General features: G+C 53.1%; 13 protein-coding genes. 8 read left to right on the forward strand and 5 right to left on the reverse strand.

Annotated features, from left to right (window positions below; all coding sequences use genetic code 11):
• Positions 1-12 precede the first annotated feature (12 nt).
• From sppA to pncA, 3 genes are all read left to right on the forward strand, one after another.
• Complete coding sequence (gene sppA, locus ABU178_RS10970) at positions 13-1,878, forward strand: signal peptide peptidase SppA (protein ID WP_397214715.1); 1,866 nt, start codon at positions 13-15, stop codon at positions 1,876-1,878.
• A gap of 85 nt (positions 1,879-1,963) precedes the next feature.
• Entirely contained in the window at positions 1,964-2,974 is a 1,011-nt protein-coding gene (gene ansA / locus ABU178_RS10975; RefSeq protein WP_397214716.1) for an asparaginase, read from the forward strand.
• A gap of 16 nt (positions 2,975-2,990) precedes the next feature.
• The gene (gene pncA / locus ABU178_RS10980) at positions 2,991-3,599 is read left to right on the forward strand and encodes a bifunctional nicotinamidase/pyrazinamidase (protein ID WP_397214718.1); all 609 of its coding nucleotides are present in this window, start codon (positions 2,991-2,993) and stop codon (positions 3,597-3,599) included.
• Positions 3,600-3,630: 31 nt separating this feature from the next.
• Here pncA and ABU178_RS10985 read toward each other — a convergent pair whose 3' ends face one another.
• Positions 3,631-3,912 carry a YeaC family protein gene (locus tag ABU178_RS10985; protein ID WP_397214720.1) on the reverse strand — a complete coding sequence of 94 codons (282 nt, stop codon included), beginning with the start codon at positions 3,910-3,912 and terminating at the stop codon, positions 3,631-3,633.
• A 3-nt stretch (positions 3,913-3,915) separates the two neighbouring features.
• Positions 3,916-4,326, reverse strand: coding sequence for a peptide-methionine (R)-S-oxide reductase MsrB (msrB, locus tag ABU178_RS10990; RefSeq protein WP_397214722.1), 411 nt, complete (start codon positions 4,324-4,326; stop codon positions 3,916-3,918).
• A 340-nt stretch (positions 4,327-4,666) separates the two neighbouring features.
• Between msrB and gapA the strand changes: the two genes are divergently transcribed.
• Positions 4,667-5,665 (forward strand): glyceraldehyde-3-phosphate dehydrogenase, encoded by a 999-nt coding sequence (gene gapA / locus ABU178_RS10995; RefSeq protein WP_397214724.1) that lies wholly within the window; start codon positions 4,667-4,669, stop codon positions 5,663-5,665.
• Between the two features lie 75 nt (positions 5,666-5,740).
• Positions 5,741-6,616 (forward strand): D-hexose-6-phosphate mutarotase, encoded by an 876-nt coding sequence (locus tag ABU178_RS11000; RefSeq protein WP_397214725.1) that lies wholly within the window; start codon positions 5,741-5,743, stop codon positions 6,614-6,616.
• 25 nt (positions 6,617-6,641) lie between these two features.
• Here the strand turns inward: ABU178_RS11000 and ABU178_RS11005 are convergent, their stop codons facing one another.
• Together ABU178_RS11005 and ABU178_RS11010 are read right to left on the reverse strand one after the other, a co-directional pair.
• Complete coding sequence (locus ABU178_RS11005) at positions 6,642-7,493, reverse strand: aldo/keto reductase (protein WP_397214727.1); 852 nt, start codon at positions 7,491-7,493, stop codon at positions 6,642-6,644.
• A gap of 83 nt (positions 7,494-7,576) precedes the next feature.
• Positions 7,577-8,326, reverse strand: a complete 750-nt coding sequence (locus ABU178_RS11010) for a MipA/OmpV family protein (RefSeq protein WP_397214729.1) — start codon at positions 8,324-8,326, stop codon at positions 7,577-7,579.
• 429 nt (positions 8,327-8,755) lie between these two features.
• Here ABU178_RS11010 and yeaG point away from each other — a divergent pair, with 429 nt between their 5' ends.
• Together yeaG and ABU178_RS11020 are read left to right on the forward strand one after the other, a co-directional pair.
• On the forward strand, positions 8,756-10,690 hold the full coding sequence (yeaG, locus tag ABU178_RS11015) for a protein kinase YeaG (protein ID WP_397214731.1): 1,935 nt from the start codon (positions 8,756-8,758) through the stop codon (positions 10,688-10,690).
• A gap of 91 nt (positions 10,691-10,781) precedes the next feature.
• The gene (locus ABU178_RS11020; RefSeq protein WP_397214733.1) at positions 10,782-12,059 is read left to right on the forward strand and encodes a YeaH/YhbH family protein; all 1,278 of its coding nucleotides are present in this window, start codon (positions 10,782-10,784) and stop codon (positions 12,057-12,059) included.
• Positions 12,060-12,105: 46 nt separating this feature from the next.
• Here ABU178_RS11020 and ABU178_RS11025 read toward each other — a convergent pair whose 3' ends face one another.
• Positions 12,106-12,813, reverse strand: coding sequence for a phage antirepressor KilAC domain-containing protein (locus ABU178_RS11025; RefSeq protein ID WP_397214735.1), 708 nt, complete (start codon positions 12,811-12,813; stop codon positions 12,106-12,108).
• A gap of 246 nt (positions 12,814-13,059) precedes the next feature.
• On the opposite strand from ABU178_RS11025, the gene ABU178_RS11030 reads away from it, so the two are divergent.
• Positions 13,060-14,787, forward strand: a complete 1,728-nt coding sequence (locus ABU178_RS11030) for a potassium/proton antiporter (RefSeq protein WP_397214737.1) — start codon at positions 13,060-13,062, stop codon at positions 14,785-14,787.
• Positions 14,788-14,835 lie beyond the last annotated feature (48 nt).

Consider the following 14,835-nt stretch of genomic DNA (forward strand, 5'->3'; position numbering starts at 1 on the left):
TATGGAGATAGTATGCGCGCATTGTGGCGATTCATCGCGGGTCTGTTTAAGTGGACCTGGCGAGTGCTGAATTTTATCAGGGAATTTATTCTCAATCTGTTCCTGCTTTTATTGATTCTGGTTGGCGTGGGCATCTGGCTGCAAATCAGCGGCTCGGGTTCTTCTTCCTCTACTGCGATACAGCCCGGCGCGTTGCGCGTGGATCTCAGCGGCGTTATCGTCGATAAACCCTCCGTCAGCAATAAGCTGAGCAAGCTCGGACGCCAGCTGCTGGGTGCCAGCAGCGATCGCCTGCAGGAAAACTCGCTGTTTGACGTGGTTGATGCCATCCGTCAGGCAAAAAACGACAAGAACATCACCGGCATGGTGTTGGATCTGCGCGATTTTGCCGGCGGCGATCAACCTTCGCTGCAGTATGTCGGTAAAGCGCTGCGCGAATTCCGTGACAGCGGCAAGCCTGTTTATGCGCTGGGCGATAGCTACAGCCAGGCGCAGTACTATCTTGCCAGCTACGCCAATAAAATTTACTTGTCGCCGCAGGGCGCGGTCGATCTGCACGGCTTCGCCACTAACGGTCTTTACTATAAATCTTTGCTGGATAAGTTAAAGGTCACCTCGCACGTATTCCGCGTCGGCACCTATAAGTCTGCGGTTGAGCCTTTCTTGCGTGACGATATGTCCCCTGCCGCGCGTGATGCGGACAGCCGCTGGGTTGGGCAGCTGTGGCAAAACTATCTGAACACCGTTTCGGCAAATCGACAGATTACGCCGGATCAGCTGTTCCCCGGCGCGCAGGGCATTATTGCAGGACTGCAGGCCGTGCAGGGCGATACGGCGCAGTATGCGTTGAATAACAAACTGGTGGATGCGCTGGATTCGCGCGCTACCGTCGATCAGCTGTTGAGCAAGCAGTTCGGCTGGGACAAGCAGAACAACGATTACCACAGCGTCAGTATTTACGACTATCCGGTCAAGCCTGAACAGACCCGTCAGGACGGCAATATCGCGGTTATCCTGGCTAACGGCGCGATTATGGATGGCGAAGAGACGCCGGGCAACGTCGGCGGCGATACCACCGCAGGCCAGATCCGCGATGCGCGCCTCGATCCCAAAATCAAAGCGATTATTCTACGCGTCAACAGTCCAGGTGGCAGCGTGACGGCATCTGAAGCGATCCGTGAAGAGCTGGCTGCGGCCCACGCGGCGGGTAAACCGGTGGTGGTGTCGATGGGCGGCATGGCCGCATCGGGCGGCTACTGGATCTCGACGCCTGCTGACTACATTGTCGCTAACCCCAGCACCCTGACCGGCTCAATCGGTATTTTCGGCGTGATTAACACCCTGGAGAAGAGTCTCGATTCGGTGGGCGTTCATGGCGACGGCGTGGCAACTTCTCCGCTGGCCGATATCTCCATGACCAAAGCGTTGCCGACGGAAGTGCAGCAGATGATGCAACTCAGCATTGAAAACGGCTATCGCAACTTTGTCGGGCTGGTCGCCACATCACGCCATAAAACGCCGGAGCAGATTGATGCCATTGCTCAGGGCCACGTCTGGACCGGCAGCGATGCCAAAGCTAACGGCCTGGTGGACGCGCTGGGCGATTTTGACGATGCGGTGAAGAAAGCCACCGAGCTGGCGAAAGTCGCGGCGCCTCAGCTGAGCTGGTATCAGGATGAACCCGGCTTCCTTGATATGATGCTCAACCAGGTCAGCGCGTCGGTTAATGCTGTGCTGCCGGAAACGCTGAAAGCCTGGATTCCGGCGCCGATGCTGGCCGTGATGGCTGACGCGAAACAGCAGCCAGGCTTATTCGATAATCTTAACGATCCGCAAAACCGTTACGCCTTCTGCCTTAACTGCGGCAAAGTGCGATAAACCTTGCAGCCCGGCCGCTGGTCGGGCTGCTTTTCCCCCGCTTTCCTCTTATACTGCGCCTTTTAAGGCAAGTTTGAGTTTACTCATGCAAAAGAAAAACATTTACGTTGCTTATACCGGCGGCACCATCGGTATGCAGCGTTCTGCGCAGGGTTATATCCCGGTTTCCGGCCACCTGCAGCAGCAACTGGCGAAAATGCCGGAGTTTCATCGCCCCGAAATGCCCGCATTTACCATTCACGAATATCAGCCGCTGATCGACTCTTCTGATATGACGCCGGCAGACTGGCAGGCGATTGCGGAAGACATCCAACAGAACTATGACAACTATGATGGCTTCGTCATTCTGCACGGCACCGACACCATGGCGTTTACCGCCTCAGCCCTCTCCTTCATGCTGGAAAACCTGGCCAAGCCGGTCATTGTGACAGGGTCACAGATTCCTCTGGCGGAGCTGCGTTCCGATGGGCAACAAAATCTGCTTAACTCGCTCTATGTGGCGGCCAATTATCCGATCAAGGAAGTCACGCTCTTTTTTAATAACACGTTGTTTCGCGGTAACCGTACCACCAAAGCGCATGCCGACGGCTTCAACGCCTTCGCCTCGCCTAACCTGACACCGCTGTTGGAAGCAGGTATTCATATCCGTCGTCTGAACACGCCAGCCGCGCCGCAGGGCCAGGGGGATTTAAAAGTCCACCCCATCACGCCGCAACCGATTGGCGTAGTGACGCTTTATCCCGGCATCTCCGCTGATGTGGTGCGCAACTTTTCACGCCAGCCGGTTAAGGCGCTTATTCTGCGTTCCTATGGCGTGGGCAACGCCCCGCAAAATGCGGAGTTCCTGGCGGAACTGAAGCAGGCGACCGAGCGAGGTATTATTGTGGTTAACCTGACGCAGTGCATGTCGGGTAAAGTAAATATGGGCGGCTATGCTACCGGCAACGCCCTTGAACATGCGGGTGTCATCAGCGGTTTCGATCTGACGGTAGAAGCTACGCTGACTAAACTGCATTTTTTACTGAGCCAAAACCTTACTACCGAGCAAATTCGTGCCAAAATGCAGCAAAATTTGCGTGGTGAACTGACCGAATAGTGATACGGAGCGAGTAATGAAGCGGGCACTGATAATTATCGACATTCAGAACGATTTTTGCCCCGGCGGCCCCATGGCGGTCAAAGAAGGTGATATGACTGTCGCCGTGGCGAACCGCTATGCACGCGAGTTTCAGGCTCGTGGAGAGGACGTTCTGGCGCTGCAGGACTGGCATCCAGCCAATCATGGCAGCTTCGCCTCGGTATCAGGCGAGCCGGTTTACACGCTGGGTGAACTAAATGGTCTGGCGCAGATTTGGTGGCCCGATCATGGTATTCAGCATTCAGCGGGCGCCGATTTCCATCCCGACCTCGACCGTTCCCTGATTAATGCGGTTTTTCATAAGGGCCAGGATGCGGATGTAGACAGCTACAGCGCCTTTTTTGATAACGGGCACCGCCGCAAAACCGAGCTGGACAGCTGGCTGCGCGAGCGCGGCATTACGCATTTGGTGATGTTGGGTTTAGCGACCGATTACTGTGTGAAATACAGCGTACTGGATGCGCTGGAACTGGGTTATCACGTTGAGGTGGTCAGAGAAGGCTGCCGCGGCGTAAACCTGAACGCGGATGACAGTGACATCGCCTTCGCGCAGATGACCGCTCAGGGCGCAGTATTAATCTGAAAAAAGGCTGGCAATGCGCCAGCCTTTTTCTTTAATGCAGATGTATGCGGGTGACGTCCGGCTCGATGCCAAACTCTTCCTTTAACTGTTTCTTTGATTTCGTCACCATTTCGCCGCCTTTGCCGATAGTCATATGCTGCGGCGTCTCGTTATGCTGCGCCTGCCACAACATCACCAGCTGCATAGCGTGTTCGCGCTGTTCCGGCGTCAGCGCCACGCCATCCGGCCATTTGCCGGTTTCGACCGCCGTCGCCAGCCGTTGGTAAACTTCCGGCGTCATCGCCGTCAGAATGGTATTGAGTTCTTGCTTCATCGCTTATCCTTTTACCTGATCGCCCTGCTCGTCGGTAAAGCTCAGCGACGCTGAGTTGACGCAGTAACGCTCGCCGGTTGGCTGCGGCCCATCGGGAAACACGTGACCAAGATGAGAATCACAATTGCCGCAGCGGATTTCAACGCGATGCATGCCATGGGAGTCATCCTCCAGATAGCGAATCGCGTCATCGCTGAACGGCTGGTAAAAGCTCGGCCAGCCGCAGCCGGAATCATATTTGGTTTCGGAAAGAAATAGCGGTGCGTTGCAAACGAGGCAGTGATAGATGCCCTCTTGTTTATTATGCAACAGCGCGCCGGAGAACGGCGGCTCCGTGCCACGGTTTTGAGTAACGTAGCGCTGCATCTCGGTTAGCTGCGCGGCTTTCGCGTCGGGTGCGGTTTCTTTAGCCATTTTAACAATCCCGGAAGTGTCATTCTGAAAAATTCGACTACTATTCTAACAAATGGCTAACAAGTCCGGAGCTTTTTTCGTGCTTATCGTCGAACCCTGACCATCACTGCGTATATTTGTGACCGCGATCACCCTTTGCAAACCGCATCCCTTTATATTCGGCGATCGGGGCAGCGATGCCCTGGTATGAACACGTTGCGCAAGCGTTTGCGCAACAAATAATTCCTGACGCGTGGATTGACCTGTCGCAACAAGTGACACGATTCCGCTTGACGCCTGGTAAGGTTTTTGTAATTTTACAGCCAACCTTTTATTCACTAACAAATAGCTGGTGGAATATATGACTATCAAAGTAGGTATCAACGGTTTTGGCCGCATCGGTCGCATTGTTTTCCGTGCTGCTCAACAACGTTCCGACATCGAAATCGTTGCAATCAACGATCTGTTGGACGCCGAATACATGGCTTACATGCTGAAGTATGACTCCACTCACGGTCGCTTCGACGGTACCGTTGAAGTGAAGGATGGCGCGCTGATCGTTAACGGCAAAAAAATCCGTGTTACCGCTGAGAGAGATCCGGCTAACCTGAAATGGGACGAAGTGGGCGTGGATGTGGTTGCTGAAGCAACCGGTATCTTCCTGACTGACGAAACCGCACGTAAGCACATCACTGCTGGCGCGAAAAAAGTGGTTATGACCGGCCCGTCCAAAGATGACACCCCGATGTTCGTTCGCGGTGCCAACTTTGATAAATATACCGGTCAGGATATCGTTTCTAACGCATCCTGTACCACTAACTGCCTGGCACCGCTGGCGAAAGTGATCAACGACAACTTTGGTATCGTTGAAGGTCTGATGACCACCGTTCACGCTACTACCGCTACCCAGAAAACCGTTGACGGCCCGTCTCATAAAGACTGGCGCGGCGGTCGCGGCGCATCTCAGAACATCATTCCGTCTTCTACCGGCGCAGCAAAAGCTGTAGGTAAAGTGCTGCCGGAACTGAACGGCAAATTGACCGGTATGGCTTTCCGCGTACCGACGCCAAACGTTTCTGTTGTTGACCTGACTGTGCGTCTGGCCAAACCGGCAAGCTACAAAGAGATCTGTGAAACGATCAAAGCCGCTTCCGAAGGCGATATGAAAGGCGTTCTGGGCTACACCGAAGATGAGCTGGTTTCTACCGATTTCAACGGCGAAACTCTGACCTCTGTATTCGATGCCAAAGCGGGTATCGCGCTGAACGACAACTTCGTGAAGCTGGTTTCCTGGTACGATAACGAAACCGGTTACTCACATAAAGTTCTGGATCTGATTGCCCTGGTTGCTTCTAAATAAGAACAGCCTCGCAATTGGCAAGGGCGACTTCGGTCGCCCTTTTTTATGCTGGTCAGCTTAAAAGAAGGTCTTTTTATGCAAGATAAACTTTTTTCGCTACCCATAGTGAAGCAATTGACTCCCTATATTTCCCAGCGTCAGGCAGGCGAACTGCCGGTGATCGTGGTGAGCCACCCGCAAATGCGCGCGGCTATTACCTTGCAGGGTGCTCAGCTGATCGCCTGGCAGCCGAGTGGTGAAAAGCCAGTGATCTGGCTGAGCGACAAGACGCCCTTTGCCACTGGCAAAGCGATTCGCGGCGGCGTCCCGATCTGCTGGCCCTGGTTTGGCCCGGCAGGCGAACCGGCGCACGGTTTTGCCCGGAATCAGCCCTGGACTCTGTCTGCCCATGATGAAAGTGATGAGGGCGTGCTGTTAACTTTGGTGCTGGAAAGCAACGCGCAAACCAAAAAACTCTGGCCCCATGACTTCACGCTTTTTGCCCGTTTCCGCCTGGGCCAGCATTGTGAAATCGAGCTGGAATCGCACGGCGATTTCGAAGCGACCGGCGCGCTTCACAGCTATTTTCAGATTGCCGACATTAACGGCGTCGAGGTAGGTGGTTTAGGCCCGGTTTATATCGATAAGGTGAATAATGGCGAGGAAGGTAAGCTGGCCAATAAGCAAACCTATTCGGGTCGTATCGATCGTATTTTCACTCAGCCTGAAGACTGTAGTGTAATAAACGATAAAAGCGGCCAGCGCTGTATTGAGGTCTATCACCATTACCACAGTGACGTTGTCACTTGGAACCCGGGTGCAGAACTTTCCTGCAGCATGAGCGATATGGCGAACGATGGCTATAAAACCATGGTCTGCGTAGAAACGGCTCGCATTAACAAAGCGATGACCAGCGCAGGTGAACAGCCTGCCCGACTGGCCACGACCTTTCGGGTTCGTAACAAAACCTGATAGCTGTGCGGCGCGTTACGCGCCGCTAAACCACATCCAGCGGCTGCTTGCTATGCGGCGGCGGGAAAGCCTCGTCGAGACGCGCCAGCTCGTCGCTGTTTAAATCGATCTCAAGCGCGCGCGCATTCTCTTCTACATGGGCTATCGAGCTGGCTTTTGGTATCGCCACAACGCCCGCTTTTCGGATAACCCATGCCAATAGCAGTTGCGCTACGCTAATGCCCTTCTGTTGTGCAAGTTTCTGCAGGGTGACGTGACTCATCAGAGATTGCCGTAGCCGTCCTGCCTGCGCAAGCGGACAATATGCCATCACCGGCATCTGTTGTTGCTGACACCATGGCAAAAGATCGTACTCGATTCCACGCGATGCCAGATGATAGAGCACCTGATTTGTGGCGCAATTTTCACCGCCCGGCAAGTGCGACAGTTTTTGCATCTCATCGGTATCGAAATTGGAGACGCCCCAACGGCGGATTTTGCCCTGCTGCTGCAGCGTTTCCATCGCACGCACCGTTTCCTCCAGCGGCACGCTGCCCGGCCAGTGAAGCAGGTAAAGATCGAGATAATCGGTCTGCAAACGACGTAAACTGCGCTCGCAGGCTTTAATCGCCTCCGTCAGGCCTGCATTCCAGGGATAAACTTTTGATACCAGCCAGGCGCGCTCACGACGTCCCTTCAGCGCCTCGCCCACCACTTCTTCGGCAGCGCCGTCGGCATACATCTCTGCCGTATCGATTATCTTCAGCCCGAGATCCAGGCCAGCCTGCAATGCCTGAATTTCCTGCTGGCGCTGCGCCGCGCTTTCACCCATATACCAGGTTCCCTGACCAATCGCGGGTAATGGGTTTTCTCCGGTAAACATAACGCTGTGAGGCATAACGATCTCCTTGCACCATGGTGAGGCACCAAAAATAAACAGAGGGCAGAAATCGCCCTCTTTTGATGCATTGTATTCAGCCGTCAGAAGCTGTAGCTGATCCCGGTCCAGAGCGTGGTCTGGCCGCTTTTATCGATCATCGGGCTGTCTTTGATTTCATCATCAAAACGGGTATAGCGTCCAACCACGGAAGCGTTCCATTGCTCGTTGAGCCGGTAATTCAGGCTCAGCTCCACATAGGGCGACCAGCTGTCATCAGGTTGATAGCGACTAATGCCGGTGCGCGCGCTTTCATGTCCTGAAACACCATAGTAATAGCGGTTTTGATTCGCGCTGTTCCACATTGCGCCAATGCCTGGCGTGACGCTGAGCTGGCCAAAGTTGAAACGATAGAGCCAGGTCAAATCCCAGAGCATGCCATTGCTGTTATTCAGCACATCGCCCAGCAGCGCCGTTCGCAGGATCCCCCACTCTGCAACGTGCCGATAAGTCGCGCCAGCCATTAACGTCATATGGCGCTTATCGAGGCCTTTCATATCGCCCAGATCGTTATCATCGGGATCGTATTGCTGCGGCGACCCCAACAGGGTTAACGAAAGCTGATTTTGCTGATCTTTCCACAGGTAGTAGCCACCCTGCAGGCTGTGGAACCAGAAGTTTTCACCTTCATAGTTGATGACCGGAATTGGAAGGTAACGGTCCTGGCCGCCCCGATAGGGAGATTGCGCATAAATCACTGATGCTCCAATGGAGAGAGGATCGGCTTGTGCGCTACAGACCGCAAAACAACAAGGTAAAAAAACAGCAAGGGTCTTAAGTTTGAATTGGTTCACAATTTATTCATTCCATAAATATAACAATCACCGCTGAGTCTATCGAATTCTGGCAAAAGATTGAATTTTTACATTATGAGGAGAGCATAACGAAAAGTCGCAGGCAGGCGATTGCGTCAGCGGCTTCACAACAGGCAGACCAGCCCGCGCCAGTAAAATCAGGCCCGCTGTGCTTATCTGACTTTGTTATTGATATATCGCTAAATAAGGAGAAGAGTCTGAGGAAAATTCTTAAATGCCTTCTACAGTTAAAAGTAAGACGAGACTTTTTGTACGAGCAGAGTAACCATAAGATTTGTGTATCCCGATATAAAAACGTCAGGTTGGCATAAGGGTTGCTGTACTCATCAGAGAATATCTTCCGGGAGCTGCATGCGCATCTAATTACGCTCCTTTACCTGTGCTAAAAACGAAAGGACGGGCATCGCTATGAATATATTCGATCACTATCGTCAGCGCTATGAAGCTGCCAAGGACGAAGAGTTCACACTGCAGGAATTTCTTGCAATCTGTAAGCAAGATCGCAGTGCATACGCCAACGCCGCAGAGCGACTGTTAACGGCCATCGGTGAGCCAGTAATGGTCGACACTGCTCAGGAGCCACGCCTTTCCAGACTATTCTCTAACCGCGTTATTGCGCGCTATCCCGCCTTCGAGGAGTTTTACGGCATGGAGGATGCGATTGAGCAAATCGTCTCCTACCTGAAACATGCTGCCCAGGGGCTGGAAGAGAAGAAACAAATTCTGTATCTGCTTGGTCCTGTTGGTGGCGGTAAGTCATCACTGGCCGAGCGTCTGAAATCATTGATGCAGCGCGTACCCATTTATGTGCTGAGCGCAGATGGCGATCGTAGTCCGGTTAACGATCACCCGCTCTGCCTGTTCAATCCACAAGAAGATGCCAATATTCTTGAAAAAGAGTACGGCGTGCCGCGTCGTTATCTTGGTACCATTATGTCTCCCTGGGCAGCAAAAAGGCTGCACGAGTTCGGCGGCGATATTACCCGCTTCAAAGTAGTAAAAGTCTGGCCTTCAATTCTGGAACAGCTGGCGATCGCGAAAACCGAGCCGGGTGATGAAAACAACCAGGACATTTCCGCGCTGGTGGGTAAAGTCGATATCCGTAAACTGGAAAACCATGCGCAAAACGACCCGGACGCCTATGGTTATTCCGGTGCGCTTTGTCGCGCCAACCAGGGCATCATGGAATTTGTGGAGATGTTTAAAGCGCCGATTAAAGTGCTCCATCCGTTGCTGACGGCTACTCAGGAGGGGAACTATAACGGCACCGAGGGCATCTCCGCCCTGCCGTTCAACGGTATCATTCTGGCGCACTCCAACGAATCTGAATGGGTTCAGTTCCGTAATAATAAAAACAATGAGGCGTTCCTTGACCGTGTCTATATTGTCAAAGTGCCTTATTGCCTGCGCGTCTCGGAAGAGATCAAGATTTACGATAAGCTGCTTAACCACAGCGAACTGGCGACATCGCCCTGTGCCCCAGGTACGCTCGAAACTCTGGCGCGTTTCTCTATCCTCTCGCGTTTGAAAGAGCCGGAAAACTCCAGTATTTACTCAAAAATGCGTGTCTACGATGGCGAAAGCCTGAAGGATACCGATCCAAAAGCCAAATCCTGGCAGGAGTATCATGATTACGCGGGCGTAGACGAAGGGATGAACGGCCTTTCCACTCGTTTCGCCTTTAAGATCCTGTCGCGCGTGTTCAACTTTGATCACGCTGAAGTGGCGGCTAACCCGGTTCATCTGTTCTATGTTCTGGAGCAGCAGATTGAACGCGAGCAGTTCCCGCAAGAGCTGGCGGAAAAATACCTTGAGCATCTGAAAGGTTATTTGATCCCGAAATACGCTGAGTTCATTGGTAAAGAGATTCAGACGGCCTATCTGGAATCATACTCCGAGTATGGTCAGAACATTTTTGACCGCTACGTTACCTATGCGGACTTCTGGATCCAGGATCAGGAATATCGCGATCCTGATACCGGACAGCTGTTTGACCGTGAATCTTTGAACGCTGAGCTGGAAAAAATCGAGAAGCCTGCCGGGATCAGTAATCCCAAAGACTTCCGTAATGAGATTGTGAACTTTGTTCTGCGCGCGCGCGCTCAGAATAACGGACGCAATCCTAACTGGACCAGCTATGAAAAACTGCGCACGGTTATCGAGAAGAAAATGTTCTCGAATACGGAGGAGTTGCTGCCGGTTATCTCTTTTAATACCAAAACCTCAACGGATGAACAGAAAAAACACGATGATTTTGTCGATCGCATGATGGAGAAAGGCTATACCCGCAAACAGGTGCGCCTGCTGTGCGAATGGTATCTGCGTGTGCGTAAATCGTCATAATTCATATCTGTAAGCTGATCGGCGCAGGGGCGCCGGGGAAAAGAAGGCCGGCTTGTCCGGCCTGGCTTGCACTGTAGTTTGGGGGAACTCTATGGCCTATTTCATCGATCGGCGACTGAACGGCAAAAACAAAAGCGCAGTCAACCGACAGCGCTTCTTGCGCCGCTATAAGTCGCAAATCAAGCAGTCGATCTCCGAGGCCATCAACAAGCGTTCGGTTACCGACGTGGAAAGCGGTGAGTCTGTCTCTATTCCAATAGATGACATCAATGAGCCGATTTTCCATCAGGGACGCGGCGGTCATCGCCATCGCGTTCATCCGGGTAACGATCACTTTGTGCAAAACGATCGCATCGAGCGCCCGCAAGGGGGCGGCGGCGGTAACGGCGGCGGTCAGGGAAATGCCAGCCAGGATGGTGAAGGTCAGGATGAATTTGTTTTTCAGATTTCCAAAGATGAATATCTCGATCTGCTTTTTGAAGATCTGGCGCTGCCGAATCTGCGTAAGAACCAGCATCGCCAGCTGAACGAGTACAAAACACATCGTGCCGGTTATACCGCCAATGGCGTACCCGCCAATATCAGCGTGGTGCGTTCATTACAAAATTCGCTGGCGCGGCGTACGGCCATGACGGCGGGCAAGCGACGTATGCTGCATGAGCTGGAAGCTGAACTTTCGGACATTGAGAATACCGAACCGGCGCAGCTGCTGGAGGAAGAGCGTTTACGTCAGGAGATTGCCGATCTGCGGGCGCGTATTGAGCGCGTACCCTTTATCGATACCTTTGACCTGCGTTACAAAAACTTTGAGAAGCGGCCGGAACCTTCCAGTCAGGCAGTGATGTTCTGTCTGATGGACGTCTCCGGCTCGATGGATCAGGCGACCAAGGATATGGCGAAACGCTTCTACATTTTGCTTTATCTGTTCCTGAGCCGTACCTATAAAAACGTCGACGTGGTTTATATTCGCCACCATACGCAGGCAAAAGAAGTGGATGAGCAGGAATTCTTTTATTCGCAGGAAACCGGCGGCACTATCGTTTCCAGCGCACTGAAGTTGATGGACGAGGTGGTCAAGGATCGTTACGACCCGGCGCAATGGAATATCTATGCGGCACAGGCGTCCGATGGCGATAACTGGGCAGATGATTCGCCGCTGTGTCACGAAATACTGGCAAAAAATATTTTGCCTGTGGTGCGTTATTACAGTTACATCGAAATTACGCGGCGCGCGCATCAAACGCTCTGGCGTGAATATGAACATCTGCAAAATATCTTTGATAATTTCGCTATCCAGCATATTCGCGAACCGGAAGATATTTATCCGGTATTCCGCGAGCTGTTCCACAAGCAGGCTGCCGAAGCCTGAAAATGCAAAAGCCGGTCAGTGACCGGCTTTTTTCATCGTTTCAGACTCAGGCCGCAGCGCCTTTGGGCTGCGAGGCAACATGGCCCGCCCACAGGCTGGCCACCCATTTCACCCCTTTAGCGGTAAAACGTGCCTGAGAAAATGCATGAAGATTTTCCCCTACTCCTGCGCGCAGCGTAAAGTAACCGGCCTGAAGATGGTGCTGCTGAGGCGTCAGAACACCGTTAGCGCGATACATGATGTTGCGCTCAAGCAGGAACTGACGAAACTCCGGCTCTTTGACTTTGAGCATTTTACACAGCTGACGAAAACCCATCGAGTCCTCGACCTGGACGAAACGGTCAAAGAATTCAGCCTTTGGGGCTGACAAGGCCAGCTGCTGCTCAGCGGCCTGACGCTGTTCAAACTGTTCAGCCCAGGCACGCGCCGCCGCAGCGGGGTTGGTGAAATCGGGCAGATGCGTACTTCTCTCGCGCTCCTGCCAGCGATCCAGCGCTTCGGCAGTAAAGCCCGGCGAAAGACGAGCGACCGCAAGAAGCGAGTCGCGCTTGTTCAGGCAATACTCCTGGCGCATTTCTCCTGCATTTTCATAAGCGCTAACGCTCAACGGCTGCGAAAGACGCTGCGCCGTTTCAAGACTTTTAATCAAACGCTTCACTTCACCGTGCGTTACGCCTGTCATCTTCGCAATTTCACGGCTGCTCATTGTGACCGATTGATTCAGCGAATTCAGGTTTTCTGTCGAAATCATCATAGGCTTCACCATATACATACCAACAGCGTTTACCCGGTCGGGCAGTAGAAATAGTATACAATGACCTGTTTAAATATCCAGTGTTTTTTTTAATCAATTCACTAACGCGACGCTGTAAGATAAAATGCGAATCTGTGGCTGCCGACGCTGACAACTTATTGATTAAGCATTATCTTTTGACAAGGGCCGCGCAGATACAACACACTGTCCGGAAGTCCCCATTCTCAAATCGCAGGAGTAAGCGTCTTGAATGCCAGCATGATTTACAGTGTTTTCATCATCGGTTCCGTGCTGGTTGCAGCAAGTATCCTGTTAAGCTCATTCTCTTCCCGCCTCGGTATTCCTATTCTGGTGATCTTCCTGGCGCTCGGTATGATTACCGGTATTGATGGTATCGGCGGCATCGCCTTTGATAACTATCCCGTGGCTTATCTGGTTTCCAACCTGGCGCTGGCGGTGATTCTGCTGGATGGCGGTATGCGCACCAAGGCGAGCTCTTTCAGAGTGGCGCTGGGACCGGCGCTCTCGCTCTCAACCGTGGGGGTACTCATCACTGCCAGCCTGACGGGCCTGGTCGCGGCCTGGCTGTTCCGGCTGGATCTGATGCAGGGATTTCTGATTGGCGCCATTATCGGCTCCACTGACGCGGCGGCGGTATTTTCCCTGCTGGGCGATAAAGGGCTTAACGAGCGCGTCAGCTCGACGCTGGAGATCGAGTCCGGCAGCAACGATCCCATGGCGGTGTTTCTTACTATTACCCTGATTGAGATGATTCAACAGGGGGAAACCGGCCTGAGCTGGATGTTCCTTGTGCATCTGGTGCAGCAGTTCGGTTTGGGTATCGTGCTCGGCCTCGGCGGCGGCTGGGCGCTACAGCAATTAATTAACCGTATCTCACTGGCGAATGGTTTGTATCCGCTGCTGGCGGTGAGCGGCGGCATTCTGGTGTTTGCCTTAACCACAGTGCTGGAAGGCAGCGGCATTCTCGCCGTCTATCTGTGCGGTTTCCTGTTAGGCAACCGGCCAATCCGTAATCGCCACGGTATCCTGCAAACCTTTGATGGCATGGCGTGGCTGAGCCAGATCGGCATGTTTATCGTGCTTGGCCTGCTGGTCACGCCCTCAGACCTGTGGCATATCGCCGTACCGGCGATGATCCTGTCGCTGTGGCTGATTCTGATTGCGCGTCCGCTTTCCGTTCTGATTGGCCTGCTGCCGTTCCGCGCCTTTAACGGTCGTGAGCGTCTCTTTATCAGTTGGGTAGGCTTACGCGGCGCGGTGCCGATTATCCTCGCAGTGTTCCCGATGATGGCGGGCCTGGAAAACGCCTCGCTCTACTTTAATATCGCCTTCTTTGTGGTGCTGGTGTCGCTGATGCTACAGGGTACCTCGCTGGGTTTCGCCGCCCGCAAATTTCGCGTGATTGTGCCGCCAACCGCCTCGCCGATCAGCCGCGTCGGGCTGGATATTCATCCGGAAAATCCCTGGGAGCAATTTGTTTATCAGCTCAGCGCAGATAAATGGTGCGTGGGCGCCGCGCTGCGCGATTTGAAAATGCCACGAGAAACACGTATTGCCGCGCTGTTTCGCGATAATGTATTGATGCATCCCAGCGGCAATACCCGCCTTAAAGAGGGAGATGTGCTGTGCGTTATCGGTCGTGAGCGCGATCTGCCCGCGCTGGGTAAAATGTTCAGCCAGACCCCGCCGGTATCGCTCGATCAGCGTTTCTTTGGTGATTTCATTCTTGATGCCGAAGCGCGCCTGCGCGATGTCGCGCAAATTTATGGCCTTGAGCTGAATGAAGAGACAAACGATCTGCAAACGCTGGGTCAGCTGATTATGGGCAGATTGAGCAACTCGCCGGTTGTTGGCGATCAGGTTGAGTGGAACCATTTGATCTGGACCGTGGCGGAGAAAGAAGATAATCGAATTATAAAAATTGGCGTTCGCTTTGCTGAAGAGAAGGAATAATCCTGGAGCATTCCGCTCGATATTCCGCGCATAACGACTATGATCTCT

Origin of the sequence: Pantoea osteomyelitidis (assembly GCF_044342975.1) — a bacterium.
Lineage (GTDB): Bacteria > Pseudomonadota > Gammaproteobacteria > Enterobacterales > Enterobacteriaceae > Pantoea > Pantoea osteomyelitidis.

Coding starts and splice junctions, on each gene's coding strand:
- sppA (WP_397214715.1), top strand. CDS start 13: ATGCGCGCATTGTGGCGATTCATCGCGGGTCTGTTTAAGTGGACCTGG.
- ansA (WP_397214716.1), top strand. CDS start 1,964: ATGCAAAAGAAAAACATTTACGTTGCTTATACCGGCGGCACCATCGGT.
- pncA (WP_397214718.1), top strand. CDS start 2,991: ATGAAGCGGGCACTGATAATTATCGACATTCAGAACGATTTTTGCCCC.
- ABU178_RS10985 (WP_397214720.1), bottom strand. CDS start 3,912: ATGAAGCAAGAACTCAATACCATTCTGACGGCGATGACGCCGGAAGTT.
- msrB (WP_397214722.1), bottom strand. CDS start 4,326: ATGGCTAAAGAAACCGCACCCGACGCGAAAGCCGCGCAGCTAACCGAG.
- gapA (WP_397214724.1), top strand. CDS start 4,667: ATGACTATCAAAGTAGGTATCAACGGTTTTGGCCGCATCGGTCGCATT.
- ABU178_RS11000 (WP_397214725.1), top strand. CDS start 5,741: ATGCAAGATAAACTTTTTTCGCTACCCATAGTGAAGCAATTGACTCCC.
- ABU178_RS11005 (WP_397214727.1), bottom strand. CDS start 7,493: ATGCCTCACAGCGTTATGTTTACCGGAGAAAACCCATTACCCGCGATT.
- yeaG (WP_397214731.1), top strand. CDS start 8,756: ATGAATATATTCGATCACTATCGTCAGCGCTATGAAGCTGCCAAGGAC.
- ABU178_RS11020 (WP_397214733.1), top strand. CDS start 10,782: ATGGCCTATTTCATCGATCGGCGACTGAACGGCAAAAACAAAAGCGCA.
- ABU178_RS11025 (WP_397214735.1), bottom strand. CDS start 12,813: ATGATGATTTCGACAGAAAACCTGAATTCGCTGAATCAATCGGTCACA.